Source organism: Mesorhizobium sp. L103C105A0 (assembly GCF_000502215.1).
GTDB lineage: Bacteria > Pseudomonadota > Alphaproteobacteria > Rhizobiales > Rhizobiaceae > Mesorhizobium.
Genome location: NZ_AYXF01000002.1, coordinates 1,121,609 through 1,147,846 on the forward strand (window position 1 = coordinate 1,121,609; position 26,238 = coordinate 1,147,846).

General features: G+C 63.4%; 22 protein-coding genes and 1 tRNA gene. 2 read left to right on the top strand and 21 right to left on the bottom strand.

Annotation, left to right across the window (positions count from 1 at the left end; genetic code table 11):
• Nucleotides 1-25: 25 nt before the first annotated feature.
• The 19 genes from X727_RS154630 to X727_RS154545 all read right to left on the bottom strand — a co-directional run bounded on the left by X727_RS154630 (nt 26) and on the right by X727_RS154545 (nt 20,025).
• Nucleotides 26-1,456, bottom strand: a complete 1,431-nt coding sequence (locus X727_RS154630) for an FAD/NAD(P)-binding protein (RefSeq protein WP_023746468.1) — start codon at nt 1,454-1,456, stop codon at nt 26-28.
• Nucleotides 1,453-2,628: an FMNH2-dependent alkanesulfonate monooxygenase gene (gene ssuD, locus X727_RS154625; protein WP_023746467.1), complete on the bottom strand. Its 1,176-nt coding sequence runs from the start codon at nt 2,626-2,628 to the stop codon at nt 1,453-1,455. Before ssuD ends, X727_RS154630 begins: the two co-directional genes overlap by 4 nt.
• Nucleotides 2,629-2,661: 33 nt before the next feature.
• Nucleotides 2,662-3,909, bottom strand: coding sequence for an SfnB family sulfur acquisition oxidoreductase (locus X727_RS154620; protein ID WP_023834047.1), 1,248 nt, complete (start codon nt 3,907-3,909; stop codon nt 2,662-2,664).
• Nucleotides 3,906-4,697 carry an ABC transporter ATP-binding protein gene (locus X727_RS154615; protein WP_023746465.1) on the bottom strand — a complete coding sequence of 264 codons (792 nt, stop codon included), beginning with the start codon at nt 4,695-4,697 and terminating at the stop codon, nt 3,906-3,908. Before X727_RS154615 ends, X727_RS154620 begins: the two co-directional genes overlap by 4 nt.
• A gap of 65 nt (nt 4,698-4,762) precedes the next feature.
• Nucleotides 4,763-6,094 (bottom strand): ABC transporter substrate-binding protein, encoded by a 1,332-nt coding sequence (locus X727_RS154610; RefSeq protein WP_023746464.1) that lies wholly within the window; start codon nt 6,092-6,094, stop codon nt 4,763-4,765.
• Between the two features lie 50 nt (nt 6,095-6,144).
• A complete protein-coding gene (locus tag X727_RS154605) occupies nt 6,145-7,194 on the bottom strand; it encodes a branched-chain amino acid ABC transporter permease (protein ID WP_023746463.1) in 1,050 nt (349 codons plus the stop codon).
• A gap of 3 nt (nt 7,195-7,197) precedes the next feature.
• Nucleotides 7,198-8,094, bottom strand: coding sequence for a branched-chain amino acid ABC transporter permease (locus X727_RS154600; RefSeq protein ID WP_023746462.1), 897 nt, complete (start codon nt 8,092-8,094; stop codon nt 7,198-7,200).
• On the bottom strand, nt 8,094-8,996 hold the full coding sequence (locus X727_RS154595; RefSeq protein ID WP_023746461.1) for an ABC transporter ATP-binding protein: 903 nt from the start codon (nt 8,994-8,996) through the stop codon (nt 8,094-8,096). The genes X727_RS154600 and X727_RS154595 overlap by 1 nt, the downstream gene beginning before the upstream one ends.
• A gap of 51 nt (nt 8,997-9,047) precedes the next feature.
• Entirely contained in the window at nt 9,048-10,148 is a 1,101-nt protein-coding gene (sfnG, locus tag X727_RS154590) for a dimethylsulfone monooxygenase SfnG (protein WP_023739635.1), read from the bottom strand.
• Between the two features lie 24 nt (nt 10,149-10,172).
• Nucleotides 10,173-10,742 carry an FMN reductase gene (gene msuE / locus X727_RS0133700; RefSeq protein WP_031204125.1) on the bottom strand — a complete coding sequence of 190 codons (570 nt, stop codon included), beginning with the start codon at nt 10,740-10,742 and terminating at the stop codon, nt 10,173-10,175.
• Nucleotides 10,743-11,534: 792 nt separating this feature from the next.
• Entirely contained in the window at nt 11,535-12,773 is a 1,239-nt protein-coding gene (locus X727_RS154585) for a Zn-dependent hydrolase (protein ID WP_023834049.1), read from the bottom strand.
• The gene (locus X727_RS154580) at nt 12,770-13,618 is read right to left on the bottom strand and encodes a BtpA/SgcQ family protein (RefSeq protein WP_023746260.1); all 849 of its coding nucleotides are present in this window, start codon (nt 13,616-13,618) and stop codon (nt 12,770-12,772) included. The genes X727_RS154585 and X727_RS154580 overlap by 4 nt, the downstream gene beginning before the upstream one ends.
• Nucleotides 13,615-14,526, bottom strand: a complete 912-nt coding sequence (locus tag X727_RS154575; RefSeq protein ID WP_023746259.1) for a ribokinase — start codon at nt 14,524-14,526, stop codon at nt 13,615-13,617. The genes X727_RS154580 and X727_RS154575 overlap by 4 nt, the downstream gene beginning before the upstream one ends.
• 6 nt (nt 14,527-14,532) lie before the next feature.
• A complete protein-coding gene (locus tag X727_RS154570) occupies nt 14,533-15,303 on the bottom strand; it encodes a glutamine amidotransferase (RefSeq protein ID WP_023672474.1) in 771 nt (256 codons plus the stop codon).
• 29 nt (nt 15,304-15,332) lie between these two features.
• Nucleotides 15,333-16,421: a phosphotriesterase gene (locus X727_RS154565; RefSeq protein ID WP_023746258.1), complete on the bottom strand. Its 1,089-nt coding sequence runs from the start codon at nt 16,419-16,421 to the stop codon at nt 15,333-15,335.
• Between the two features lies 1 nt (nt 16,422).
• Nucleotides 16,423-17,433, bottom strand: a complete 1,011-nt coding sequence (locus X727_RS154560) for an ABC transporter permease (RefSeq protein ID WP_023746257.1) — start codon at nt 17,431-17,433, stop codon at nt 16,423-16,425.
• Nucleotides 17,430-18,227: an ATP-binding cassette domain-containing protein gene (locus tag X727_RS154555; RefSeq protein ID WP_023686756.1), complete on the bottom strand. Its 798-nt coding sequence runs from the start codon at nt 18,225-18,227 to the stop codon at nt 17,430-17,432. The genes X727_RS154560 and X727_RS154555 overlap by 4 nt, the downstream gene beginning before the upstream one ends.
• A gap of 97 nt (nt 18,228-18,324) precedes the next feature.
• Nucleotides 18,325-19,266: a substrate-binding domain-containing protein gene (locus X727_RS154550; RefSeq protein ID WP_023834050.1), complete on the bottom strand. Its 942-nt coding sequence runs from the start codon at nt 19,264-19,266 to the stop codon at nt 18,325-18,327.
• 141 nt (nt 19,267-19,407) lie between these two features.
• A complete protein-coding gene (locus X727_RS154545; protein ID WP_023672469.1) occupies nt 19,408-20,025 on the bottom strand; it encodes a cupin domain-containing protein in 618 nt (205 codons plus the stop codon).
• 178 nt (nt 20,026-20,203) lie between these two features.
• Between X727_RS154545 and X727_RS154540 the strand changes: the two genes are divergently transcribed.
• On the top strand, nt 20,204-20,413 hold the full coding sequence (locus X727_RS154540) for a hypothetical protein (RefSeq protein WP_023701801.1): 210 nt from the start codon (nt 20,204-20,206) through the stop codon (nt 20,411-20,413).
• 448 nt (nt 20,414-20,861) lie between these two features.
• Here the strand turns inward: X727_RS154540 and X727_RS154530 are convergent.
• Nucleotides 20,862-20,938, bottom strand: a tRNA-His gene (locus X727_RS154530).
• Between the two features lie 346 nt (nt 20,939-21,284).
• The gene (locus tag X727_RS154525) at nt 21,285-21,743 is read right to left on the bottom strand and encodes a phasin (RefSeq protein WP_023834051.1); all 459 of its coding nucleotides are present in this window, start codon (nt 21,741-21,743) and stop codon (nt 21,285-21,287) included.
• Between the two features lie 324 nt (nt 21,744-22,067).
• Between X727_RS154525 and X727_RS154520 the strand changes: the two genes are divergently transcribed.
• Nucleotides 22,068-26,072 carry a PAS domain S-box protein gene (locus tag X727_RS154520; protein ID WP_023834052.1) on the top strand — a complete coding sequence of 1,335 codons (4,005 nt, stop codon included), beginning with the start codon at nt 22,068-22,070 and terminating at the stop codon, nt 26,070-26,072.
• Nucleotides 26,073-26,238 lie beyond the last annotated feature (166 nt).

The window sequence follows — 26,238 nt, forward strand, 5'->3', positions numbered from 1 at the left end:
GGATAGCCTCATCGTGTTTGCACCTTCACGACGCCCTGCGACGCAACGCCGTCTGGTAACCCAACCATTGGTGAATTTCGGTGGCGATGCTCTCGGCATGGGCGGTGACTTCAGGGATGCCCATCAGCTCGCCGACGCTGCCGCGCGCCAGCGGTCCGCTGATGAAAATATTGTCGGCCGGGTGACCTGACTTACCGACCGCGCGGCCGTGGCTGTCGGTGTCGAGACCAAGGCCGGTTGGGTCAAGACGGACCAGGCCCAGATGTCCAAGGGCGGCAATCGCCGTGTTGGTGCGAAGAATGTCCGCATGCGCCGGCCCGGTCGTCACGATCACGCTGTCGAACGTCTCAACGATGAGGTCGTGTCGGCGCCTTGACCGCTGCGTGACGCGGATACGTCCGTCGGCCTCTTCGGCCTCGACAATCGATCCGGCGCGATAAGCGAGCGTCCCCTCGTCAAGGCGGCGATCCAGCACGACTGCTACCTGTGGCGCGATGCGGAAACGATGCACGTCCCAGAGCGCGCGAAGATGGCGCACCACGCGGCGCTGCTCGGCGAGCGGCAAGGCCTGCCAGATCAACTGCCCCTGACGCCGGACAGCGTCGAGGACCGGATACCCGTCTTCGCCCTGTCGCGTCGCTGCCGCGATCGTGGCCCGGATGCGCCTGAGCAGCACCGTGGCGCTGCGTAAAGGCAGGCTGGTGAAGTCGCCTATCGGGTCGCCCTGCATGGCGGCCTGCACATGCGAGCGATAGCCATGGCGCGACAGTGCCGTGATGCGGCCGCGATGACCTCTACGGTCGAGGGCTGCAATGACGTCGGCCGAGGTCAGACCGGTGCCAACAATGAGAACACGGTCGTCGCGGCCGATCGCCTGCAGCCGTTCGAGATCGTAGGGATTGGCCACCAATCCGGCGACTGAGGCCACGCTGCGCAGCGGCGCCGGGAGGGCCGGCAATGGATGCGTCGCCGCGATCACCACAGCATCGGTGGAAAGCGTTGCGCCATCGGACAGGACAAGCCGGTAGCCCTCGCCACTGCGCTCGACCCAAGCAACTTCGGCCCTGACATGGCGGATCGCCTTGCTTTGCAGGAAAGGCTGCAGGTGGGATTCGACATAGCGGCCGAAGACCCGACGCTGCGGGTAAATCGCGCCGCTGGCGGCGATGGCCTGCGTATCGTCCAGAATAGCGCCGGTCTGCTCCAGCCAGTCGGAAAAATGGCCCTCCTCACCTGAGATCAGCGTCATCCTGGACGCCCGCACGTTGATGCGGTGCGAGGGATCGGCCGTCGAATAGGCCAGACCATAGCCGAGCGCCTCGCGGGGTTCGACGACCACGATATCGGCTGCATCGGCGGGCAGCAGCCGCGCCAGGTGAAACGCGGTTGCGGCGCCGGAAAAGCCGCCGCCAATGATGGCGACCGTCAGTTTCCCAGCCCTGCGGGAAGCGCTCAAGACTGGCTCGCGCGCAGCGCCGATGGTCGATGATCTCCGGCCACCGTTTCGCCGAACGGTCCCATGTTCACCGTCGTCGGCCGGGTCGAGATTTCGTGATCGAGCGGCAGCAGCGGCAGCACCAGTTCGCCGAAGCGATAGGCTTCCTCCAGATGCGGATAGCCGGACAGGATGAAGGTATCGATGCCAATCCTTCGGTATTCGTCGATCCGTTCTGCCACGGTCGCCGCGTCACCGACCAAGGCGGTGCCGGCGCCGCCGCGCACGAGGCCAACGCCGGCCCAAAGGTTCGGGCTGATTTCGAGCTTGTCGCGGCTGCCGCCATGCAACCGGCTCATGCGCGACTGGCCAACCGAATCCATGCGGGCGAAAACCTTCTGTGCCTCGGCGATCGTCTTGTCGTCGAGGCGGCTGATCAGCCGATCGGCATCGGCCCAGGCCTCGTCATTGGTCTCGCGAACGATGACATGCAATCGGATGCCAAAGCTCACTTCGCGGCCGGCTTTTTCGGCAAGGCCCCGCACATGCTCGACCTTGGCGGCGACGTCCGCCGGCGGCTCGCCCCAGGTGAGGTATTTGTCGATCTGCTCGGCGGCGACTGCATTGGCTACCTCCGACGAGCCGCCGAAATAGAGCGGCGGGTGCGGCGTCTGCACCGGCGGAAACAGCAGCCTTCCATCCTCGATGCGGAAATGCTTGCCTTCGAAGGCGACGGTTTCGCCGCGCAGCACCGCCTTGTAGATGTCGAGAAATTCCCGCGTCACCTCATAACGCTCATCATGGCTGAGGAAGATGCCGTCGCCCTTGTTCTCGACCGGATCGCCGCCGGTGACCACGTTGATCAGCAGCCGCCCACCGGAGATGCGGTCGAGTGTCGAGGTCATGCGCGCGGCGAGCGTCGGCGATTGCAGACCCGGCCGTACGGCGACGAGGAAGCGCAACCGCTGCGTCAGCGGCGCCAGCGCCGACGCCACCACCCAGCTGTCTTCGCAACTGCGCCCGGTCGGCAGCAACGCGCCATAATAGCCGATGGCGTCGGCGGCCTTGGCGACCTGGGTGAGATAGGGCAGATCGACCGCCCTGCCGCCCTCGGAGGTGCCGAGGTAGCGGCTGTCGCCATGCGTCGGGAGAAACCACAGGACCTTAATCCTGGAGGGGGTGGCAGCGCTCATGAATAGTCCTTTGTGACTTTACGGCGTTCCCGCTCAGCTCCAGGCGTGGAGCGGCGGGTTCACCTCGTTCAGGTAATAGTTCCCCAGGATCGCGTATTTCCAGCGCACCGGATCGTGCAGCGTGTGGGTGCGGGCATTGCGCCAGTGGCGGTCGAGATTGTGCTCGGCCAGCGTGGATCGCGTGCCGGCAAGTTCGAACAGTTTGTTGGTGGCGTTTATGGCGATCTCGGTGGTGAGGATCTTGGATTCGGCGACCGCGATCTGCGCTTCCGCGACCGTCTGCGCGTTAGGATCGGCCACGGCGCGGTCGACCGCAAGGCCGGCCTTTTCCAGAATAGCCTCGGCCGCATTGGCGCGCAGGCGAAGGTCGCCGATCGCCTGGATCGTATAGGGATCCTGCCAGGCATGATCGACGCCGCTGTCGATCCACGCGCGCGACCTGGTACGCACGAAGCTGACCGTCTCGTCGATCGCCGCCTTGGCGATGCCGAGATCGACCGCCGCCTGGATGATCTGGAAGATGGGTCCGTCGGCTGTCGGTTTGTCGTACCCCTTGTAGCCGGGGACGAGATGCGTCTTCGCCACCTTCACATTGTCGAGCAGGACCGTGCCGGAGAGCGTCGTCTTCTGGCCGAAGCTCGACCAGTCATCGATGACGGTCAGTCCGGGCGCGCCGCGATCGGCGATGGCATACCAGGCGCGCCCCTCGTCATCGAGCGCCACAATCGGCACCAGATGGGCGAGCAGGGCGCCGCTTGAATAGAATTTCTGGCCGTTGACCACGACATGGTCACCGGCATCGACGAACTTGGTCTCGAAGTCGGCGGCACGCTTGGAGCCGAACTCGGAAAACGCGTTGCCAAAGCGCGTGCCGGACAGTGCCTCGGCGAAGAGCAGCTTTTTCTGCGCCTCGTCCGAAACCGTGCGGATGGCGGCGACCACGCCGAGATGGTTCTGCGGAATCTGGCCAAGCGAGGGATCAGCCGTCGAGATGATGGTGATCACCTTCGACAGCGTCACATAGGACACCTCCGGCCCCCCATAGGCCTTCGGCACATTGATCGACCACAAGCCGCTCTGCGAAAAAGCATCGAGCTCTTCCTTCGGCCAGATGCGCTCGCGGTCCCGCTTCGAGGCTTCCCTAGCGAATTCAATGGCAAGTTTTTCGGCGATGGCGATCGCCTCGGCATCGGTCTTGATGATATGCGCCTTGGCCGACGGGCGCTCGACCGGAGGCACGGCGACGCGCGCGTCGGACGGCTGCTTGGATTGGATGGTCATGCTGCAGTCTCCTGGGGAAAGTGTTGCGATGGAAGCGGCGCGCCGCCGAGATAATAGGTCTTGATGTCGTCGCGCTGGCGCAGGTCGGCAGCCGACCCTTCCAGCACGCTTTTGCCGTTTTCGAGGACGGTGGCACGATCAGCATATTTCAGCGCCACCGCCGAATTCTGCTCGGCGACAAGGATCGAAAGACCCTCGTCCCGATTGAGCCGCTTCAAGGCGCTGAAGATCTCGTCGACGATCAGCGGCGCGAGCCCCATCGAGGGCTCGTCGAGCACGAAGAGTTTCGGCCGCGACATCAGTCCGCGACCGATCGCCGTCATCTGCTGCTCGCCGCCGGAGGTGAGGCCGGACCGCGTGCGCCGTTTCTCGAGAAGCCTCGGAAACAGCGCGTAGACACGCTCAAGGTCGGCCTTCACGCCAACGCGCGAGGATGAACGCCCGAGCGCCCCGGTCAGAAGGTTCTCCTCGACCGTCAGCGAGCGAAAGCAGTGCCGGCCCTCGAGAACCTGGACCAGGCCCTTGCGGACGAGGTGCGAGGGACTTGCCCTAGAAACATCCTCGCCATCGAAAATGATCCGGCCGGCAGTGACGGAGCCGCGCTCTGCCGGCAGAAGATTGGATGCGGCGCGCAACAGCGTCGTCTTGCCGGCGCCGTTGGAGCCGAGCAACGCCACGATCTCGCCCTTGCCGACCGAGAGGTCGACGCCATGCAGGGCGGCAATGGCGCCGTTGTAGACGGCCTCGACGCGGCTGATCGACAGGATCGGATTTTCCGGGCTGGACATCGATAACTCCGCTGCGAAGATGGATGGCACGGCCGGCCCGCGGGCCGGCCGTGAGCTCTTCAAACTCAGTTGCTGACCACCGCATCGGCGTCTTCGGCCGTGCGGATCTTGAGGCCCTTTTCCTTGGCATAGGCCTCGGACGACTTCTCGATGATCGGGCGCAGCAGCTTCCAGTCCGGCGCGATCCAGTCGGACACGACGTTCCACTTCTTGCCGTCCCACTGCTGGAAGGTCACGTAGCCGTCACCTTCGTGATTGTCCCAGGAGACGTTGATCGAGTGGAACAGGTCCTTGGCACCGAGCGCCTCGACGCGCGCCGGGTCGAGCTTGAGGTGTTCGAAGCCCCAACGGACCTCATCGCCGGTCAGCGTGCGATTGCCGAATTTGGCCTGCGCGATGCGGATGGCTTCGACATTGAGGATGCCGTTGACGATGCCGAGATTGTGGTAGACCGAGCCGATGCGGCTCTTGTCCTCGAGATTGCCCTTGCCGGCGTCGTAGACCGTCTTGACGATCTCCTTGACGACCGGGTAGTCGGCGCCAGACGCCTGGGTGGTGATGGCGGTGTAGCCCTTGGCGGCGTCGCCGGCGGGGATGACGTCCTCTTCAGAGTTGGACCAGACATTGCCGACGATGTGATCGGCCGGGAAGCCGGTCTTCTGCGCGGTCTTCAGCGCAACCGGGTTCATCACGCCCCAGCCGCGCAGCACGACATAGTCGGGACGATCGCGACGGATCGTCAGCCACTGTGCCTGCTGCTCGTTGCCGGGGTGCGGAACCTCGATCTGCGACAGTTCGAAACCGTATTTCTGCGACAGCAGCTCATAGATCGGGATCGTCTCCTTGCCGTAGGGCGAGCCGTGATAGAGCACGACGATCTTCTTGCCCTTGAGCTTGTTGAGGCCGCCTTCCTTGGAGGCGATGTAGTTCACGATGCCCGATGTTTCGCTGTAGGGGTTGAGCAGCAGCGGGAAGACGTAAGGGAATACCCGACCGTCGGTGGTGTCGGTGCGGCCGTGATTGATGGTGATAAGCGGCACCTTGTCGTCGGTGATGCGGTCGATCATGGCGTAGGCGATGCCGACCGAGAGCGGGTTCCAGGCGGCGATGCCGGGATTGCTCTTCAACCGTTCGTAGACCTCGACGCCCTTCTCGACCTCATACTGGGTTTCGCCCTCGCTCCAGGTCAGCTTGACGCCATTGACGCCGCCGTCGCGGATGTTGATCAGGTTGAGATAGTCGATGAAGCCGCCGAAGAAGCCGGTGCCGCCCGCGGCATAGGGGCCGACGCGGTAGCTCTGCAGCGGGAAATATTGTTCGTCGGCATGGACGGCTGTCGCGCCGAGCACGAAAGCGGTGGCGATCGCCGCTTTCTTGAGGTGACTGAAGAAGGTCATGAGTTGCGTCTCCTGAGGTTTTGGGTCCGTGAGAGAATGTCGAGCGGCGCTCAGCTGGACCTTGAGCCGATCCGTCGTTTCAGGCGGTCGAAGAGGGCCGACAGCCCGTTCGGTTCCGCGATGAGGAAAATGATGATGAGCGCGCCAAGCACGATGCGCTGGCTCATGTCGAGCACACCAGAATCGAACAGGCCGCCAAACACGAAGGCGCCGAGCCGAGACAGAAAGAGCGGGAAGACGACGATGAATGCGGCGCCCAGAAACGCACCGCGTATCGAAGCCAGCCCGCCGATGATGATGATGAACAGGATCTGGAACGAGCGGTCGAGATTGAAGCCGGCCGGCTCGACCGTGCGCAGATAGGTGAAGGCCCACAGCACGCCGGCGACGCCGATGATGAAGGATGAAATGGCGAACGCCAGCAGCTTGGTCGTAAGCACCGGGACGCCTATCACTCGCGCGGCGGTTTCGTTGTCGCGCACCGCGATGAAGTTGCGGCCGGTGGCGCTGTTGACCAGCCGCCAGACCAGCGCCGTCAGCACGATGACGGTGGTGACGGAAAGCAAATAGCGGCCGGTGGCGCCGTCGAGCGAAAAACCGGCTACGGCAAGGTGCGGTGCAGAAATCACCCCGGACGGATTGTCGTTGGAGAACCAGCCGAACTTGGTCAGCGCCCACTGCACGAAAAACTGGGCGGCCAGCGTCGAGACAGCGAGATAGAAGCCGCGCAGGCGCAGGCTCGGCAATCCGAAGATGACGCCGATGCCGGCGGCCGAAATTCCCGCCAGGATCATGGTCGCCGCCAGCGGCAGTCCTTCCACCCGCAGGTTGAAATTGTATGCGGCGAAGGCGCCTACCGCCATGAAAGCGGAGGAGCCAAGCGAAAGCTGGCCGCAATAGCCGGTCAAGAGGTTGAGGCCGACTGCCGCCAGGCTGAGCGCCAGGAACGGCAGCAGGATCGCCTCAACCAGATAGCTCGAGGCATAGGCCGGGATCAGGCCGTAGGCGACGACGATCAGCACGGCCGGCAAAGCGAATTTCCGGGCGAACTTCTGCCAGTCGATTGGAAGCCTGGCGGCGTCGAGCGCTTGCACGGCCATCGGTCAGACCCTTTCGACGGTTTTCTGGCCAAACAGGCCGGAGGGACGCACCAGCAGCACGACCAGCGCCAGCGCATAGGCGAACCAGCCTTCGATGCCGCCGCCGACGAAGGGGCCGAGATAGACCTCGGCGAGCTTTTCGCTGGCGCCGATGATCAGGCCGCCGACGATGGCGCCAAGGATGGAATCGAAGCCGCCAAGCACCAGCACCGGCAGCGCCTTCAACACGATCAGTGACAGCGAGAACTGGACGCCGAGGCGGGCACCCCACAGCAGTCCCGCGACCAGCGCCACGAAGCCCGCGGCCGTCCACACCGTTCCCCAGATCCGCGGCAGCCGCAGTCCGACGGCAAGGGCCGCGAACTGGTCGTCGGCGACGGCGCGAAACGCCAGCGCGATCCGGGTCCAATAGAAGAAGGCGCTCAAGCCCGCCACCATCGCTGCGGCGATGCCAGCTGCCAGAAGGTCGAACGACGAGATCAGGATGCCGCCGACCTCGAAGGGCGTGTCGTCGATGCCGAGATCAAGCCCGTGCACCTGCGTGCCCCAGATCAGTTGGGCAGCGCCCTCAATGATGTAGGACAGGCCAAGCGTGGCCATGAACAGTGTCATCGGCGAGCGGTTCACCAGCGGCCTGAGCACGGTTCGCTCGATGGTGAAACCCAGCGCGACCATGACTGCGAAGGTGATGAGCAGCGCAAGCGCAAACGGGATGCCGCGTTCGACCAGGCTGACAAAGGTGAGTGCCGCAAACAGCACCATCGACCCTTGCGCGAAGTTCAGCACACCCGACGTCTTGTAGATCAGCACGAAGCCGATGGCGACGAGCGAATACATGACTCCCGACAACAGGCCGCCGACCAGCACTTCGACAACGAAGAGAAAATCATAGTAGCTCATCAGATGCCCTCGCCATCCTCGCCCTCGGCGGTGCCGAGATAGGCCCGGATCACGTCCGGATCGGCGCGCACTTCGGCCGGCGTGCCGTCGGCGATCTTGCGGCCGTAATCGAGCACGGCGACGCGGTCGGATAGGCCCATGACGACCCCGATGTCGTGCTCGATTAGGATGATGGTGACGCCATGCCGGTCGCGCGCGGCGCGCACGAACCCGGCCATCTCGGCTTTCTCGGTCGCCGTCATGCCCGCCATCGGTTCGTCGAGCAGCAGGATCTTCGGCTCGGCAACCAGCGCTCGCGCCAGTTCGACCCGCTTCTGCAAGCCGTAGGGCAGCGTCGCAACCAGCCGATCGGCGACCGTTTCCAGATGCAGGAAGGCGATTGTCTGGTCGACCTTTTCGGCAATCGCAGCGTCTTCGCGCCTGGCGCGTGGCAGGCCGGCAATATGTTCGACGAAACTGGCGCGCCTGGTGTGGACGCGGCCCGACGCGATGTTGTCGTGCACGGAAAGCCCGGGAAAGAGCGCCAGGTTCTGGAAGGTGCGCGCGACGCCCAGACGTGCCAGACGGTTCGCGGGCACACGGGAGAATGACTGGCCGGCGATCGCGATCTTGCCGTGGTCGGCGTGATAGAGGCCGCTGATGATGTTGATCAGCGAGGATTTGCCTGCGCCGTTGGGGCCGATCACGGCGCGGATTTCGCCGCTCTTGACCTCGAGATCGACATCGCTCAGCGCCGTGACGCCGCCGAACGAAATGCCAATCCCGCTCAGAGTCAGGATCGCATCGACCTTTGCCGACAGGCGCGCCGGGCGCGTGTCCGTGAGTGGACCAGCGCCAGCAAGAATGCCGGGGATTTCGGGCGCACGCTCGTATGCGGCGGCTCCCAGCGAAGCACCAATCATGACACGTTCCTGATTTTGAAGGAGTGCGCGGCCCGCAGGCCACGCCCTGGCCTATTCGGCGGCGACAAGCTCCCTGTCACGCGCCGCTTCCAGTTCGCGCACCAGCGGGATGATGCGCTTGCCGAAGAACTCGACCTCTTCCTGGAAATGCAGGAAGCCGAGCAGGATCAGATCGGCGCCGGCATCCTTCAGCTTGAGGATGCGTTCGGCGATCTGTTCCGGCGTGCCAATCAGATTGCTGCGGAAGCCGTCATTGTATTGCACCAGATCCTCAAGGGACGACTTCGCCCAGTTTCCCTCGCCTTCCGGCGAGGCCTTGCCGGCATTCTTGACCTGGTCGGCAAAGCCCTGCACCGCTTCGGGATTGGCCTTGGCGACGATCTCGTCCAGCACGGCGCGTGCTTCCGCCTCGGTTTCGCGAGCAATGGCAAAGGCGTTGACGCCGATCTTCACCTTGTGGCCATTCGCCTTCGCCTTGGCCTGGATATCGTCGACCTGCTTCCTGATCTCTTCGGGCGTGTTGCCGTTGGTGAAATACCAGTCGGACACCCGCGAAGCCATGTCACGCGCGGCGCGCGACGAGCCGCCCTGGAAGATCTCGGGCTGCGGATCGATCGGCTTCGGCTTCATCGAGTAGTTGGTGAAGCGATAGAAGTCGCCCTTCAGCGTAAAATTGTCCTCGGTCCAGATGCCGCGCAACGCGCGGATGAACTCCTCCGAGCGGCGGTAGCGCTCGTCATGGTCGAGCCACAGCTCGCCGATGGCGGCGAACTCGCCACGGAACCAGCCGCTGACGACATTGACGGCCACGCGGCCATTGGTCAGGTGGTTGATGGTGGCGATCTGCTTGGCCGCCAGCGCCGGGTTCCATGGACCGGGCAAGACGGCGGCAATCACTTTCAGCGTTGTGGTGGCGGCCAGCAGTGCGTGGCTGAACGACACGGATTCGTGCTGGTTGTCGGCGCCGTAGCCGGCGGTGAAGCGGATCTGGCTCAGTGCGTAGTCGAAGCCGTTGGCCTCTGCGATCTGGGCGAGCTTGCGGTTGTAGTCGATGTCCCAACCGGTCCGCTGCTCGATGTTGGAGATGACCAGGCCGCCGGAGACGTTCGGAACCCAGTAGGCGAATTTCAGGCCGTCGGAATGAGACGTCATGTCGTTGTTCCCTTTTTGGTTGGCTCAGCCGACGCGCGCTGCGGCGGCGGCATTTGCATGGTTGGAATTGAGCAGTGAAACCGCTTCGGATGCGGCCCGTGAAATGCGTTCGCGTATCGCCTCGCCGACGATTTCGGCGCCGATGAAATCGTCGGGCGCCCCATAGACGCCGGTCGGTACGGTGACGGCGCCGAAAAAGCCGAATAATGGCCGCAACTGATGTTCGAGAACCAGGCCATGGTATGGACTTCCGCCTGTCGCCGCGAGAAGCACGGTCTTGCCGGCGAGCGCGCGATAGTCGACGAGGTCGAACAGGTGCTTGAGGGCGCCGGTGTAGGAAGCCCGATAGACAGGCGTTCCGACCACGAGCAGATCGGCCTCCTCGACACGCTGGATAATCGCTTCGCCGGACGCGCCGAGGGCGCCACGGGACAGTCCGACAAAAAGCGAAGGCGCCGCCTCGGTGATTTCGATCAGGCCCGTGTCTGCCGGGACGCGCAGCGCGACGTCCTTGACCAGCGCGTTCACCACCGCGGTTGTTCGCGATGGCGTGCTTACGCCGCCGGATATTCCGAGAACCGATAGCCTTGCCAACTCGTCAATCTCCCAGACCCTGCATGCGCATCGGTCATTTCCAAACCGGGGCAGACGATATTCGACAAAATCTATAGAGATAAGGAACGACGTTTCGATTTTTCGCCTTTGGCGAGAAAAATCCGGTTCTGCTAATGTGCGGTAGCAACGTCCATCTGGCGATGGCCGGGAAGGATCAAAACGGCTCGCAGTCATCTATCGACATTTTTGAAAGCGCCGATGCCGGGCAATAAGGATCGTTGCCATGATGCCTGGCGTCGCCGTCGCGCAATACTACGAAGCGGCTTCCCTTGCCGGCGACATCACCAGTTTCTGGGTGCCCAATCGGGATTGTCTCTTTCCATGGTGTGCGACATTGGCTTTAGGATTAGCCGCAGCGACAGTTGGGACACAGGCATCCTTGTGGACGCCTCGAGTGCGACAACGTCCAGCAGCGCTGGACGGCTGGACGGCGCCAGTTGCTCGCGATCGACACGGGCAAGCTCTATGGCGGGCGTGGGGATTTCCTGCCGGTGGCCGAGGCGATAGCCAGCAGATCGTCCATCTCGGTAAGTCGACGAGATCGTCACCGCCTATCACCCACGGCGTCAATGACGGCCCAGGGATCTGGTGGGCTTTTCTGCTGGGTCAGGTGTTGAATGTGGGCCGATCGTACGTCCGCGATCAATCCGCCGCAGCTCGGCGGCCTTGACCACCCGTTGCAGCCCGCCGACGTCACGAAATGACGGACGGGCACCAGGAAGTCCCACGGGTTGCCTCTTCACGCCAGCACGCCTGTGCCACCGTCGCTGCCTAAGAGGCGGCGACGGTGGCCGCTTGAAGCAGAACCCGCGCGCCGGTAACCGCGTGGGCAGGCTCCACATATTCCGCCTCGTTGTGGCTCAGCCCGTCACGGCACGGCACAAAGATCATCACGGCAGGCGCCACCCGGGCGAGGAACAGCGCGTCATGGAATGCACCCGAGATCATCTGTTTGTGCGGCAGCTTTAGGGTATTGGCGGCCTCCTCGACGGTTTTGACCATATCGGGAGAGAATGCCGCCCCCGGCATGTCGAACGACCGACTGATCGTTACCGTGCAATGCTGAGCTTCTGCCTCCGCCGCGCACACCTGGCGCAGTTCTGCTTCGATGGCATCGAGCCGCTCTACCCGCGGATGCCTGATATCGACGGCGAAGACCACAGACTGCGGTATGGCGTTGATCGATCCCGGCTGGGCGGTCACCCGGCCCACCGTCAGCCTTGCCCTGCTGTCGAACGGCATGATCGTCGTCTGGAGCTTGTGAATCGCGGCAACGGCCGCGACCATCGGATCCCTACGGTAGGCGAGGCCGGTTGTACCGGCGTGACCGGCGGCGCCCTCAATGCAGACCTCCAGCCAGCGCGTACCTTGCACGGCTGTGACGATACCGATCGGCAACCGCTCCTTTTCCAGCGATGGTCCCTGTTCGATATGCAGCTCGATGTAGCCGGATATCGGCATGCCGAGGGGGCGAAGGGTTGCCTCTGGCAAGGCGGAGATCGTTGCCCCGAGCTCCTCTGCGAGGGACGCACCGTCGCTACCGACTATGGACTGCCATGCGCAAATGTCGGCTCCGGTGAAGGCCATGGAGCCCATGACACCCGGCGTAAACCGGCTGCCCTCTTCATTGGCCCAGGCGACGACCTCCATCGGCATCCGAGTCTCGGCCCTCGCGTCCTCCAGCGCTTCGAGCGCCTCGAAGGCGGAAAGCGTGCCGAGCGCTCCATCGAAGCGCCCGCCGGTCGGCTGGCTGTCGAGGTGGCTGCCGATAAGCAGCGGCGGCAGGGTGGCATCCGTGCCCTCGCGGCGGATGAAAAGGTTTGCCATGGCGTCCTGGAAAACCGCGAAGCCGCGCGCGAGCGCCAATTCCGCCAACAGGCGCCGGGCGCCGCGATCCTCGATGCTGAACGCCTGTCGGTTTACGCCACCGGCTGGCGTCGCGCCGATCCGGGCGAAGGCATCGAGCCGGCCCAGCAGCCGCTCGCCGTCGATCTCCGGCACTAAAGTCACCGCTTGAGGCTGCGGATGAAGGCCTTCACCCGTTGCGGATCGACCTGATTCCACCACACTCCATCATGTTTCAGCGAGCTGGCGACAATGACGCCGTCGACGATGTCCAAGATATCATTGGCGTTGTCGGGTGTCACCCCGCTGCCGACAAGCGTCGGCAGTCCCGCGGCGTCCTTGATCATCCTGATGTAGCTGAGGTCGGCGGCGTGGCCAGTGCGCTGGCCGGTGGCGATCACCGCGTCGGCATCGAAGAACACGAGGTCCTTGACCTGCTCCTCGATCGGCCGGTCGCCGACGATCGCGTGGGCGCCATGCTTGACATGCGCGTCGGCGAAGATGCGGATACCGTTGGCCCGAAGCCTAGCGCGGAAACGCATGGCGCGCGCCGCTTCGCCTTCGATAAAGCCCTCGTTGGCGACATAGGCGTTGGCCCATTGATTGACGCGCACGAAGGAAGCACCGGAGGCACTGGCGATCGAAAGCGCGGGAATGGAGGCATTGGCAAGCACATTGATGCCGATCGGCCGGCCGAGTTCTCTGCGGATCCGGTCTGAGACGACAGACATGTAGGCGGAGGTTTCCGGCCCGATATCATCCGGCTTGGAAAACGGCACGTCACCATGGTTTTCGGCGATCACGCCGTCACACCCTCCCTGCAAATAGGCTTTGGCGTCGTCGAGGCCGCGTTGATAGATGGCCTCGATCGCCTCGCCATGGTAGCGCGGCGCCCCCGGCAGGGGGGCGAGATGAACCACGCCGATCACCACCTTGCTCCTGCCGAAGATCGACTGCAGCACATCATCCGCGACCTGGCCAATGGGTTTGGAGTTAGGGGAATTTGTCATGCGGTTTTCGCTTCCGTCGTTTCCATAAGCACTTTCATTTCCCGTCTGTCGGGGCAGGAACCGAGCGTGCCGGCGCGCCCGACCGAGATGGCTGCGGCGCGGACCGCAATCCGCGCTGCCGCGGGGAGCTCCATGCCGGCCGCAAGGCAACCAGCGAGGCAACCGCAAAAGACGTCGCCCGCGCCGCTGGTGTCTAGCACGGCCACCCTGGGCGCCGCGATCCGGTCGATCCGTCCTTCGCCATCGGCGACAAGGCAGCCGAGTGCGCCAAGCGTCACGATGGCAGCGCCGGCGCCCTGACGGATCAAGTCGCGGGCCGCCATGGCAGGGTCGCCAGCCCCGGTCAGTTGCGCCGCTTCGCCCGCATTGGCGATGACGACGCTGACGTCGCTCAAGCCCGGTGTGTGGTCGGCCGCAAGCGGGCTCGGATTGAAGATCGTCATCGCTCCCGCGCCCCGCGCCACCTTCAGGCAAGTGGCCGTCATATCCGGAGCCAGATTGCCCTGAAATACCACGATATCGCCGCGTTCGATCGCTCGGGTAAAACCGCTGTCGGCCATAGGATTGTACGCGGCGGCGCAACTGGCTCCGGTGACGATCAGGTTCTCGCCCCGCGCATCGACCATGATCGTTGACCGATCGCTGGGCAGTGGCAGCACCGCCAGATGGCTGGCATCGAGATCGCGGCTCAACTGCTCTGCGATCCAGGCTCCGGCGGGATCGTTGCCGATCGCGGCACGGAAGCGAACATCGGCTCCGGTGCGCGCCGCGGCCACCGCCTGGTTCGCACCCTTGCCGCCAAGTCCGTCAGCATGTTCCGATGCGTTCAGCGTTTCGCCCGGCTGGGGAAACCGCTCTAGCCGAAACGTTGTATCGACACAGACATTGCCGACGACATGGACGCTCATGGCTTGCTAGTCCTTGGCCGTAGCCCAGCCCAGCATCTGTTCGAACAATGTCTTGTAGCCATTCCAGGCGATGAAGCCCGGCGGCAGCCAATGCGGCCCTACATCCGAGGTCCAGGCGACAGTGCGGCCCCGGCCATATTTGCCGGTCACCAGCAGTGGCAGCGAACGGTAGTCGGAGGACACGGTGGCGAGAACTTCCGAACCATCCTTGACCGTGACCTCGTTGAAGCCAAGCAGGATTGGCCAGTCCTTGCCGAGGCCCTTGAGGATCGGATGGGTCTGCGGTCCGACGACAACCGGCGCATAGCCCTCTGGAACCTCGACACGGTCGTCCACCGGCAGGCAGATGACCGGCAGAACGTCCTCAACCGGCGTCTTGTGATAGCGCGCGCCGCCATTGATGCCCTGGAAGCTGTAATAGCCGCCGAACATCAACAGACCGCCGCCATTGCCGACATAGTCGCGCAACAGGCGCAGCCGGTTCGGCGTCGGTTTGGAGTGGATCCAGGTATCGGGGTGAAGCAGCAGCGTGTTGGCCCCCAGATCGGAGAGCACGACCGCGTCATAGGCCGAAAGCGCTTCCATGGTCTGCGGGAAATTCCGCTGTGCCTCATGCGCTGGCATGAAGGTGACGTCGAACAGGCTGTCCTTCATCGCGGCCAGCAACTCATCGGCACCGGTGTGATAGGTCACGGTGGGAAACTGATCGAAGCCTTTGATGTGGGTCGCGGTCGAGACCCAGGACTCGCCTGCGAGAAGAACCTTCTTCCTGGACATGTAGTCTCCCTATCTTGTTTTGGAGCGGCTCAGAGGCCCTCGGCGAACACAGTCTTTGGATTGTCGATGAGCATCGTGTCGATTGCCGACTGCTCGACACCATGGCGTTTCAGTCTCGGCACGAAATGCTTGAGGATGAAGCCGTAGCCGAAACCGCCGAAGCGGGTCAGCATGATCTTGAGAAAGACGTCCTGCGACAGCAGAATCCTGTCGAGCAGTCCCATATCGATCAGCGAGCGGATCGCCCGCGCATTCTGCTCGTCGGACGGCGACTGCGCATCCTGGTCGGCATAATAGAAATCCATGCCGATCATGTCGTATTCCAGGAAGGCGCCACGCGCGGCGAGGCTTTGCTGGTAGGCAAGATCGTTGTGGCTGGGGTTCATGTGGCAAAGCACCGTATGCCGGAGATCGGCGCCTTCTGCCTCGACCACGTCAAGCACATCATGCGCCAGCCGCTCCCAGCCGGGCAGATGAATCGTCAGCGGCACGCCGGTCATCTTGGCCGCACGGGCGGAGGCCCGCAGCGACTTGCGCTCCTCGTCGGTAAAATCCTTGCTGACGCCAACCTCACCGATAATGCCGGCAATGATTTCGGGCTGCGCCGACCCGCCGCCGACATCATTGACGAGGAATTCGGTGACGTCGTCAACGTCCATCGCTTTCAGCCAGACGGGATGGGTGTGCTGCAGGTAGAAGCCCGTCCCCATGACGATCCGCAATCCAGAGGCGCGGGCGATGCGCGCCAGCTTCACCGGATCGCGGCCAATGCCAATGTTGGTCGCATCCACCACGGTATGGCCGCCGAGCGCCCGGTATTTCGCCAACTCCGAAAGGGCTAGGTCGCTGTCGTCGAGCGAGACGTTGTCGCGGTTCATGTAGGGGTTCATCCGCAACTCGCCGATGATCTCCATGCTGACCGGCTGCTCGCCGATCTTCTTCTCGTCGGGATGGCAAGGGCATTTCCACGACGTCGCGCCATCGAGCAGTATGTGTTCATGCATCAGCGTCACGCCCATATCGGCAATCGCAACCGGGCCGGTAACGGTCATCACCGTGCCGGAGCGAACACCGATCGGTGGCCGTTCCCTTGGCTTGTCGTCGAACAGATGATCCATGTCAGCGGCTCCGCGTTGCGCCCTTGAACAGCCGGAAATTCAGCCAGATGGCAACGAGGATGATCGTGCCGGTAACGATCGGCGTCAGGAAGGGCGACATATGCGCAAGGATCAAGCCGTTGCCGATGACCGCGACGGTCAACGCGCCGAGCACAGTGCCGATGATCGTACCGCGCCCGCCGAACAGACTGGTGCCGCCAAGCACCACGGCGGCGATGACATCGAGCTCGAAACCCTGGCCGGCATTCGACGAGCCGGAACCGAGCCGGGCGGCGAGGATGATGCCGGCCACCGCCGCCGCCATGCCCGACAGGATGTAGACGAAGAGCGTCATGAAGCGCGTATCGACACCGGCTCGGCGCACGGCCTCTGTATTGGCGCCGATGCCGGTGACATAGCGGCCGAACGGCGTCTGGTTGAAGGCGAGATAGGCAATGATCAGCACGACAAGGGCGAGCAGCGCCGGTACCGGCACGCCGAGAAACCAGGCCCTGCCGATGTTGACGAAGAAGCTGGTCGGTTCGACCGGGATCGAATAGCCGCCGGTGATCAGCAACGCCACGCCGCGGATGACGGAGAGCCCGGCAAGGGTGACGATGAAGGGCGGTATCCGCTCGTAGGCGATGAAGAAGCCGTGCAAGGCGCCGATCGCAGCACCAAGCGCCAGCATGGCGATGACGACCAGCGGCCATGGCAGGTCGGCCTGCAGGAAAACCGCCGACAGCGTTGCCGTCAGCGCCAGCACGGAGCCGACCGAGAGGTCGATGCCGCCGGTGGTGATGACGAAGGTCATCGCGGCCGCAACGATCAGCAGCGGCGCCGACTGGCGCGCGATGTTGAGCAGATTGGGCGTCGTCAGGAAGGAACCGGTGATCAGCGAGAAGACCACGCAGACGACGATGAAGAACAGCGCAATCGAGACGACGCTGCCATTGGCTAACGCCACATCCTTCCACGTGCTGTTGTGAGCGCGTTTGGGCGAGGCGCCAACACCGGCGGAGGTAACGTTCATGGTTGGACCCCCTCATCGCGGCTTGCGCGGGCCGAGCGCGCGGTGAATTTGCGGCCGACGATCAGGTTGACGACCTCCTCGATGCTGGTCTCGCCGATCTTGCGCTCGGCGACATTGCGGCCTTCGTACATGACCTGGATACGATCGCAGACCAGGAACAGGTCCTGCAGGCGATGGGTGATGAGGATGACGCTGACACCACGGGCGCTGACGGCGCGGATGAGTTCCAGAACCGCCTCGACTTCCGCCACCGCAAGGGCGGCCGTCGGCTCGTCCATGATCAGCACCGAGGGGTCGAAAGAAGCGGCGCGGCCGATGGCGATCGACTGGCGCTGGCCGCCGGAGAGGTTTTCGACCTTGAGCTTGGTATCGGCAATGACGATGCCGAGCCGGTCGAGCATCTGGCGCGTCTCGCCATGCATGCGCTTGTTGTCGAGAAAGGGGACGCCGAGAACGCGGCGACGCGGTTCGCGGCCGAGGAAGAGATTGCCCGCCACATCCACCGTGTCGCAGAGCGAAAGGTCCTGGTAGACCATCTCCACCCGTGCGGCGCGGGCATCGGCCGGCGACGAGAAAGACACCGCCTTGCCATCGATCTCGATGGTGCCGGCATCAGGAATTACCGCACCGGACAGGACCTTGCTCAAGGTGGATTTGCCGGCGCCATTGTCGCCGACCAGGCCGAGCACTTCGCCAGGCTTCAGGTTCAGCGAGACATCGTCCAGCGTCTGGATAGGGCCGTACCGTTTGGAAATACCGGTCATCCTGACGCGGTAGGTCTCGCCATCGCTCATCATGGTCCAATTCTCTGGGCGCGACATGTTCAATCGGTCGCCGGGCTGCGCAGGCAACCCTCGGGTCAATGCGCAGCCCAGCGGTCCGGGGAGGATACTACTTGAACATGTCCTTGAACTGGCCGACATTTTCCTTGGTCACGATGGTGATCGGAACGTTGATGATCGGGTCGATCTTCTCGCCCTTCTTGAGCTTGACGAAAGCTTCGATGGCAGCCTTGCCTTCACCGGCCGGATCCTGCTGGACGACAGCGACCACCCAGCCCTCTTCGAGACCCTGCACCGCCGACTTGGTCAGGTCCCAGCCGAACACCTTGACGTCGCCCGTACGGGCCTGGCTGGAGACGGCGGAAACCGCGCCGAGCAGAGCCGGCTCGCCGGTCGCGTAAAGCGTCGTCATGTCAGGATTGGCGGTCATCAGGTTTTCGGAGGCGGACAGGGCGACGTCCTGGACGTTCTGGCCGTCGACCGTGTCGAGGAAGGTGACCTTCTGGCCGCTGTCGGTGACAGCCTTCTTGAAGCCGTCGAGGCGCTGGTTCTGGATAAACGAATTGAGCGCGCCAACGACGCCGATCTCGGCGGTGCCGCTCAGCTTAGTCTTCACGTATTCGGCGTAGGACTTGCCGATATCCTCGCCTGCCTTGGTGTTGTCAACGCCGACGAAGGCGACGTTGTCGCCATTTGGGATCTGCGCGTCAATGGCGATGACCGGAATGCCGGCGGCTTTGGCCGCGGTGATGGCCGGCTTCACACCGTTGACATCGATGGCGACGAGAATGATGCCGTCGACCTTCTGGGTGATGTAGTTCTCGATGGCGTCGTTCTGCGCGCTTGGTACATTGTTGGCGTTGAAGATGACGAGGTCCACGCCGGCAGCCTTTGCGGCAGCCGTTGCGCCGTCATTGATCTGGTTGAAGAACAGGGCCTGCTGGTTGATGGTCACCAGCGCATAGGTCTCGGCCATGGCGGAAGCAGAGCCGAGGGCGAGGGTCATGGCGATGGCTGCGGCGCAGCCTGAAAGGATCTTGGTAAGACGCATTCCGGTTCCCCTTGGTTTTCTCGAAAAGGCCCTTGATCGGGCTCACCTGGCGCCTGAGCGCAGAGCATATTTCAAGATGCTTGATTTCTTGTCAAGTGACTTGAATTGGCATCAACGAAGACAAATGAGGGACTCGCCCGATCAGAATGTTGCCGGCGTGTTCACCCAGAAAATGCTGGCGCGTTCGTCGCCGACATTGCGGTACCAGTGCGGCAGTTCGGAATTGAAGACGAAGGAATCGCCGGCCGACAGGCGAAACGTCTTTTCGCCGACCATCAATTCGATCGCACCTTCCAGGAGGTAGCCGACTTCCTCGCCAGCGTGCTGGATCGGGCCGGCGCTCTCACCTCCCGCCTCGATGTGATGGATGTTGCACTGCAGGAGATGGCCGGGCGAATACGGAATGACGCGCTCGAGCGAAATGCCTTCGCCGCGCCGAAGCGGATCGAGCGCGATCAACGGCCGCGATCCAGCCCGAAAGACGATGCCTTCCTCACCATCGGATTCCTCGAACATCCAGCCAATGTTGGTGCCAAGCACCTCGACAAGCCGGTGCAGCATGGGAAGCGAGGGCGAGACCTTGCCGTTCTCGACCTTGGAAAGCAGGCTTTCAGAGCAGTTCGCGGCGGCAGCTAGCGCCTTCAAGGTCAGCCCACGCGTCTGCCGGGAGAGTTTCAACCGTATGCCGAGCCGCAGAAGGCTGGTGGCGGTCGAGCGCTCGTCGCCGCCCTTGCTGTTTTGGGTGTCCATCTTGTTCATTTGGGGACGCGAACATCTCCGCTGGTTGGGCTGACTCGTAAAACTGATCCCAGGCGTTGTCCATCCTGTGAAAAACGGACGATGCATCCAATCGACTCGGCTGGGCTTTTCAAAACCATCATCCCCGACCAAACGCTACGACGCCTTCGTGATTCATTGCGGTTGAAAGGAGACCGCGATGGGCAAGCCGCTACCGCTTGAGTTGCGTCAGCGCGTTGTGCGTATGTCGATGAGGGGCATGGTCACCGCGAGGCAGCGCGCCATTTCCGCGTTTCGCCTCGCTTGTGAACAAGACGCACTCTGCCAAGCACTCGGCGATATCTGCCACCTGTTCGAGCCAGCTGAATGCAGAAACTTCTTCAAGGTTGCCGGATACGAGGCTAATTAATCGTGACACGCTTTAGCTGAGCGTGAGCAAGGACGGAGGCTGGTTCAACCCATCGGGACGGCGGCGACCACCCATCTCCTGAAGCCGCAGATCGGCCGGCTGCCGAACGGCATCGATCTCTCCAACAGCGTCGAGAACGAGTATCTGTGCCTTAAGCTACTGCAAGCGTTTGGCGTTTCCGCCGCCCAGGCGCAGATCGCTGACTTACCGATGGTGACGTGGCGGGTGCTCCGATCGTGCGCTCGACCCTCTGCAGGATCGTGTCGAGCGGCTCGGCGACCGGAATCTCGGCAAGCGGCCGATAAACGAACCCCAGCGATTCGGCGCGCTTGATCGCTTGGCGGTATCGGGCGCGCGCCCCGTGTGGATTTTCGCCCAGCATCAAAGCGCAACCAGGACGAAGCGTTCGCCAAAGTTTTCCAGTGATTCAAACAATCGGGAAGGTCGGTGGTACCGTTGGCTGGGATCGAACCAGCGACCTCCGGATCCACAATCCGGCGCTCTAACCATCTGAGCTACAACGGCACGTTCGCCTGAGCCAGATCGTGGTGAAAATTCATTCTCCGAGATCCGCTCTGTCGTTCGGCGATGCGTCCAATACGGTCTATCAGAGACTAATTCAAGGCCTTTGATAAGGCAAAGCCGGTTCCGCCAACAGGCGCCGGTTTCTTCGGCAAAAGAAAAAGGCCGGCGGGAGGAGGTGCCGGCCTTTTCCTGTTACGAGCCAGCGGGAGGAGGTGCTGGCTGGTCACCCCGGAGAGCAGAGGGAGGAGGTTCCACTCGCCGGGTATTCCTTTGGACAACTCTATCGCACACCTATTTGTCTGACGAAATGCGACGTTTTGATGCATCGCAGAGTTGTGCGCAATTATTAGGCGGCCTTGATGTCCTTCAGGGCCTTCTCGAAAGCGGTCTTGACCGGCTTGGAGACGTCTTCGGCAGCCTTCGAAGCAACAGCCTGGAAGTCCTTGGCCTGCTCGACCGTGGTCTCGACGCGCTTGCGCAGGAAGGCGGTCTGCAGTTCGACCACTTCCGACAGCGACTTGGCGCCGATGAGGGCCTCGAGATGCGAGAAGCCGGCTTCGGCATTGGCGCGCAGAGCGGCGATGGTCTTGAGCGACAGGTCGCTGGAAACGGTCTTGGCAGTCTCGAAGGTCGATTCCAGGACTTTCTGGGTCTCTTCGGCGCCGGTCTTCAGCTTGGAGTAGGCTTCCTTCGACTGCTCGACGCCCTTTTCGGCGAAAGCGCGGATCTGGTCGGTTGCCTTGGAAGCGTCGAAGCTCGGGAATTCGACGCTTTCGATGGTCTCAGCGGTCTTGGCCTTGGTCATTTTCCATCCTTTCGGGGTAGCGGCTTTGACAAAAAGCCGTCTCGTTCATGTATGATGGCAATATAGCGGTTTTTTTGTGCGATGCAATATGTTTGTTGCAGTGCACCATAAATTTCTTCCCATGCGTCACCCAAGAGGTTATCCAAGGACATTCCGAGAGGCTGTTAACCAAGTGGCCAGAGATTCCACCTGCTTCCCGCCATGGCTTGTGGACCTTCGCCGCGCGGGCTTTTATTAACAAAGCGTTAACTGCAAATTGCCCGCCTTGTAGGTTCGCCAAGAGGGGTTCGCCAAGAGGTTTCACCGAAAGGGTCCGCCAAGCGCATGCCTTCCGAGAACTACTCTTTCCTCGATGTCACCGTGCTTGATGCGGTTCGCCAGCGCTTCGCCGCCGGCGACGCGATCGCGATTCTGTCGGCCGACCTCGAACAGGTGATCTGGGCCAACGGCCCGGGCGCTGCGGTGTTCGGCTATCCCGATATCGAGGCCATCATCGGCGCCTCGGCTCAGCTGCCGCTGATCGCCAGGCGCCAGATCATGGCGACCGCGGGCTTCCCGCAGATCGGCAGCGACCGCGCCATTACGGTACGGCTGGCGACCGGCATCACCAGCCGCGCCGTCGGCTTCCTGGCCAGTGCGGTGACTATGCCGGACGGCGAAAGCGCCATTATGCTGGTGGTGCCGGCAGCGCAGGCCGGCTCGCGCAGTGCTGCCGACATTGCGGCCCGCGCCATCAGCGGCTTTACCGAAGACGGCCATTTCATCGCCTTTGTCGACGCCGCCGGCACTGTCGAGGCGGCTTCGGATGGCTTTGGCGCGCTCGCCATCCGGCCTGAGACGCTGGCCGCGCTTGTCGCCGACGTGGCGAGCCAGGACGACCGCATCGTCAAGCGGCTGGTCCCCGGCGGCGCCACGTCCTATCCGGCCGGCTTCGCGCGCCTGACCGAGTCCAGGCATCTGCTGGTGGTCATCGACGAGGATCAGCTCGGCGAGGAAAATCCTGTCGGCGAGCTGGATGCCGAACCTGCTGCAGCGCAGGTCGACGATGGCCCGGCGCAAGCCGCCGCGGAGAACGCGGTAACGGTGGATGCGGTGGCTGACCACCCCACCGCAAGCGGGAATCAGGGCGCCCCACTCGCGGCCGCGCCTGATGTCGGGGAGACAGGTCCGGCTGCCACCGAGCATGATGCTTCGGCGTCAACCGATACAAAGGCGGACCATCGCGAGCAGACGACCGGCCGCGAGCAGGCGGCGAATGACAGCGCGCCGGCGCAACATGATCATTGGTACTTCCATGCCGGTGAAGAGCCGCAGGCGGGCGAGCCGGACAGCCCGGCGCAGGCCGAGCCGGACTCTGTTTCCCCGGCCGAGAGTGCGCAGTTGGACAGCAGTGCCGCTGCGCCCGCCCTGCCGTCTGACGCAGCCCCACCGGCTACGCCTCCCGCCAAACGTGAGGTCGACCGCTCGGCGCCGCCGCTGCGCTTCGTCTGGCGCACCGACGCCGACGGCAAGTTCAGCGCGCTGTCGCCGGAATTCGGCGACATTGTCGGCAAAGCCGCCGCCGACGTGATCGGGCGCCGCTTCAAGGACGTCGCGACAACTTTCGGCCTCGACGCCTCGGGCGAGATCGCGGGCCTGCTTGAACGGCGCGACACCTGGTCGGGCCGCTCGGTACTGTGGCCGGTTGCCGGCTCCGACCTGAAGATACCGGTCGATCTGGCAGCACTGCCTGTCTATGGCCGCAGCCGCGCCTTCGAAGGTTTTCGTGGTTTCGGCGTCGCCCGCGCCGGCGATGCGGTGGTCGATCCGGAAGCAATCGGCATGGCGCTGGTCCCCAATGGCGCGCCACCGGCAGCAGCCGAGCCGGCCCCGGAACAGCCCGTGGCGGAAGCTCCCAAGGCGGCCGATCCGTTCGAGGGCGAAGTGCCGGCACTGACCATCGTGCCGAAGCAGGAACGTCGTTTTGCCGACAAGGTCATCCGGCTGGCCGAGCATCGGCAGCCCGCCAACGACAAGCAGCCGACAAGCGAGAGGGGCCTGTCGACGCTGGAGCGCAGCGCTTTCCGCGAAATCGGCGAGCGGCTGAAGAAGGACAATCCCCCGCCGGAGCAGCCGGAGACTGCCAAGCAGGCCGAACCGGCCAATCCGGATCAGGTAACGCCAGACCAGGCCAAGGCAGATGAGCCCAAGCCGGATCATGTCGAGGCGGACCAGCCTGAAACAGCCGCGCCAGCCCGACAACCCGCCGAGGTCTCGAGTCCGGACGAAGCCGGTCCGGCTGCCGTGGCTGAACCATCGGCAGCCGCACCCGAAAGCGAAACGGCTGTGGCCGAACCGCCGGAAAGCGATGCCGAGGACGAAAAGGACCTGACGCGGCTTGACGGCGAGCAGCCGGACGACGGCCTTGCGGACAGCGAAGCAGGCGAGGCGAAGGCGCCGACAGTGTCGCGCTCCCTGCTCGACTATGCCGATCCCGAACCAGGCTCCGTCACCGAAGACAGTACGGAAGCAACGTCGTCCAACGACGAACTTGCGCCGGCTTCCGAACCGGATGATACGCAAGCCCAAGAGATCGTCGAGGCCGCAGAGCCACAGCCGGTTGTTGCCGAGACGCCGGCCAATGCCGGTGAAGACGACAGCATGACGTCGGCCGACTTCCGCGATGCCGAGGACAATGAGGATTGGGCGCCGTCCGACGAGGCGACCGATTCCGCCGTGGAAGACGGGGACAAGGCCGGCGATGCGGACACAGTGCCGGCAGAACCACAGCGCCTGAAAGTGCCGCCGCTCAAGCTTGAGGGGTTCATGCCTTCGGCATTCTCGGCCGGAGATGAACACAAGGCCCCTGACACGTCGATCCTCGGCAAGCTGCCGGTGCCGCTGCTCATCCATTCGGGCGACGAGCTTCATTACGCCAATGAGGAATTCCTCGGCCTGACCGGCTATGACACGCTTGAGGACCTGAGCGACGCCGGCGGGCTCGACGCGCTGTTTGCCGATCCCTATTCAGAAATGGCCGGCGAAAGCGACCACACACTCAAACTGAAGACGCGCGAGGGCCAGGAATTTCCGATCGAAGCCATTTTGCGTTCGGTGCCGTGGCGCGCCGGCAAGGCGCTGATGCTGGTGGTGCGACGTACCGGCGACAACGAGCCGCCGATGGTTGCGCATCTCGCAGCCGACGAGCAGACGCAGCCCGATGTCTCCGAACTCAAAGCGCGCATTGCCGAGATGCGCACCATCATCGACACCGCGACCGATGGTGTGGTGTTGATCGGCCGCGACGGCGACATCCGCTCGATCAGCCGGCCGGCCGAGGCGCTGTTCGGCTTCGACAGCGACGACGTCACCGGTAAACCGTTCGCCTCCCTGTTTGCCATCGAAAGCCAGCGCGCGGCGCGCGACTATCTGAACGGCCTGTCCGAGCCCGGCGTGGCGAGTGTGATGAACGATGGCCGCGAGGTGATCGGGCGCGAGGCGCAAGGGCGCTTCATCCCGCTGTTCATGACCATCGGCAGGCTGCCCAATGACAGCGGCTTCTGCGCCGTGGTGCGCGACATCACGCAGTGGAAGCGGGCCGAAGAGGATCTGACCCAGGCGCGCGCGGTGGCCGAGCGCGCCTCCTCGCAGAAGACCGATTTCCTCGCCCGCATCAGCCACGAGATCCGCACGCCGCTCAACGCCATTATCGGCTTTTCCGAGCTGATGGTGGACGAGAAGTTCGGCCCGGTAGCCAATGACCGCTACCGCGACTATCTCAGAGACATCAACCGCTCGGGCAACCATGTGCTCGATCTCGTCAATGACCTCCTCGACATTTCGAAGATCGAGGCCGGCCAGCAGGAAATGGACTACGAGGCGGTGTCGCTCAACGATACGCTGGCCGAGACGGTGGCGATGATGCAGCCGCAGGCCAACCGCGAGCGTGTCATCATTCGCTCCAGCTTCGCCTCGCGACTGCCGGAAGTCGTCGCCGACCTCAGAAGCGTGCGCCAGATCGCGCTCAACATCCTGTCCAACGCCATTCGCTATACGCAAGCCGGCGGACAGGTGATCGTGTCGACCGCCTATGAAACCTCCGGCGACGTTGTCATGCGGGTGCGCGATACCGGCATTGGCATGAGCCATGCCGAGATCGAGCAGGCGCTGAAGCCATTCAAGCAGATCAATGCGCTGAAGCGCGGGCGTGGCGACGGCACCGGTCTCGGCCTGCCGCTGACCAAGGCGATGGTGGAAGCCAACCGCGCCCGCTTCACCATCACCTCGACGCCGGGCGAAGGGACGCTGGTCGAGGTCGCCTTCCCGTCGACGCGGGTGCTGGCCGAATAGAGCCGGCCATTCCCGGGCGAGAATCCCGGACAAAGAAAAGGCGTCCAACAGGACGCCTTAAATGGGATTTGCTGTCACAACGGGGGCTTGAGCGAATCTGATCCTCAGGGGACGAGGAACGGGATTTCTCCCTCAAGTTACGTGCGACTATCGACGCCGGGCCTTA

Bases quoted from the DNA above. Each gene is read 5' to 3' on its own strand.
- ssuD (WP_023746467.1), bottom strand. From the start codon at position 2,628: ATGAGCGCTGCCACCCCCTCCAGGATTAAGGTCCTGTGGTTTCTCCCG.
- X727_RS154620 (WP_023834047.1), bottom strand. From the start codon at position 3,909: ATGACCATCCAATCCAAGCAGCCGTCCGACGCGCGCGTCGCCGTGCCT.
- X727_RS154615 (WP_023746465.1), bottom strand. From the start codon at position 4,697: ATGTCCAGCCCGGAAAATCCGATCCTGTCGATCAGCCGCGTCGAGGCC.
- X727_RS154610 (WP_023746464.1), bottom strand. From the start codon at position 6,094: ATGACCTTCTTCAGTCACCTCAAGAAAGCGGCGATCGCCACCGCTTTC.
- X727_RS154605 (WP_023746463.1), bottom strand. From the start codon at position 7,194: ATGGCCGTGCAAGCGCTCGACGCCGCCAGGCTTCCAATCGACTGGCAG.
- X727_RS154600 (WP_023746462.1), bottom strand. From the start codon at position 8,094: ATGAGCTACTATGATTTTCTCTTCGTTGTCGAAGTGCTGGTCGGCGGC.
- X727_RS154595 (WP_023746461.1), bottom strand. From the start codon at position 8,996: ATGATTGGTGCTTCGCTGGGAGCCGCCGCATACGAGCGTGCGCCCGAA.
- sfnG (WP_023739635.1), bottom strand. From the start codon at position 10,148: ATGACGTCTCATTCCGACGGCCTGAAATTCGCCTACTGGGTTCCGAAC.
- X727_RS154580 (WP_023746260.1), bottom strand. From the start codon at position 13,618: ATGACAAATTCCCCTAACTCCAAACCCATTGGCCAGGTCGCGGATGAT.
- X727_RS154575 (WP_023746259.1), bottom strand. From the start codon at position 14,526: ATGAGCGTCCATGTCGTCGGCAATGTCTGTGTCGATACAACGTTTCGG.
- X727_RS154570 (WP_023672474.1), bottom strand. From the start codon at position 15,303: ATGTCCAGGAAGAAGGTTCTTCTCGCAGGCGAGTCCTGGGTCTCGACC.
- X727_RS154565 (WP_023746258.1), bottom strand. From the start codon at position 16,421: ATGGATCATCTGTTCGACGACAAGCCAAGGGAACGGCCACCGATCGGT.
- X727_RS154560 (WP_023746257.1), bottom strand. From the start codon at position 17,433: ATGAACGTTACCTCCGCCGGTGTTGGCGCCTCGCCCAAACGCGCTCAC.
- X727_RS154555 (WP_023686756.1), bottom strand. From the start codon at position 18,227: ATGAGCGATGGCGAGACCTACCGCGTCAGGATGACCGGTATTTCCAAA.
- X727_RS154550 (WP_023834050.1), bottom strand. From the start codon at position 19,266: ATGCGTCTTACCAAGATCCTTTCAGGCTGCGCCGCAGCCATCGCCATG.
- X727_RS154545 (WP_023672469.1), bottom strand. From the start codon at position 20,025: ATGAACAAGATGGACACCCAAAACAGCAAGGGCGGCGACGAGCGCTCG.
- X727_RS154540 (WP_023701801.1), top strand. From the start codon at position 20,204: ATGGGCAAGCCGCTACCGCTTGAGTTGCGTCAGCGCGTTGTGCGTATG.
- X727_RS154525 (WP_023834051.1), bottom strand. From the start codon at position 21,743: ATGACCAAGGCCAAGACCGCTGAGACCATCGAAAGCGTCGAATTCCCG.
- X727_RS154520 (WP_023834052.1), top strand. From the start codon at position 22,068: ATGCCTTCCGAGAACTACTCTTTCCTCGATGTCACCGTGCTTGATGCG.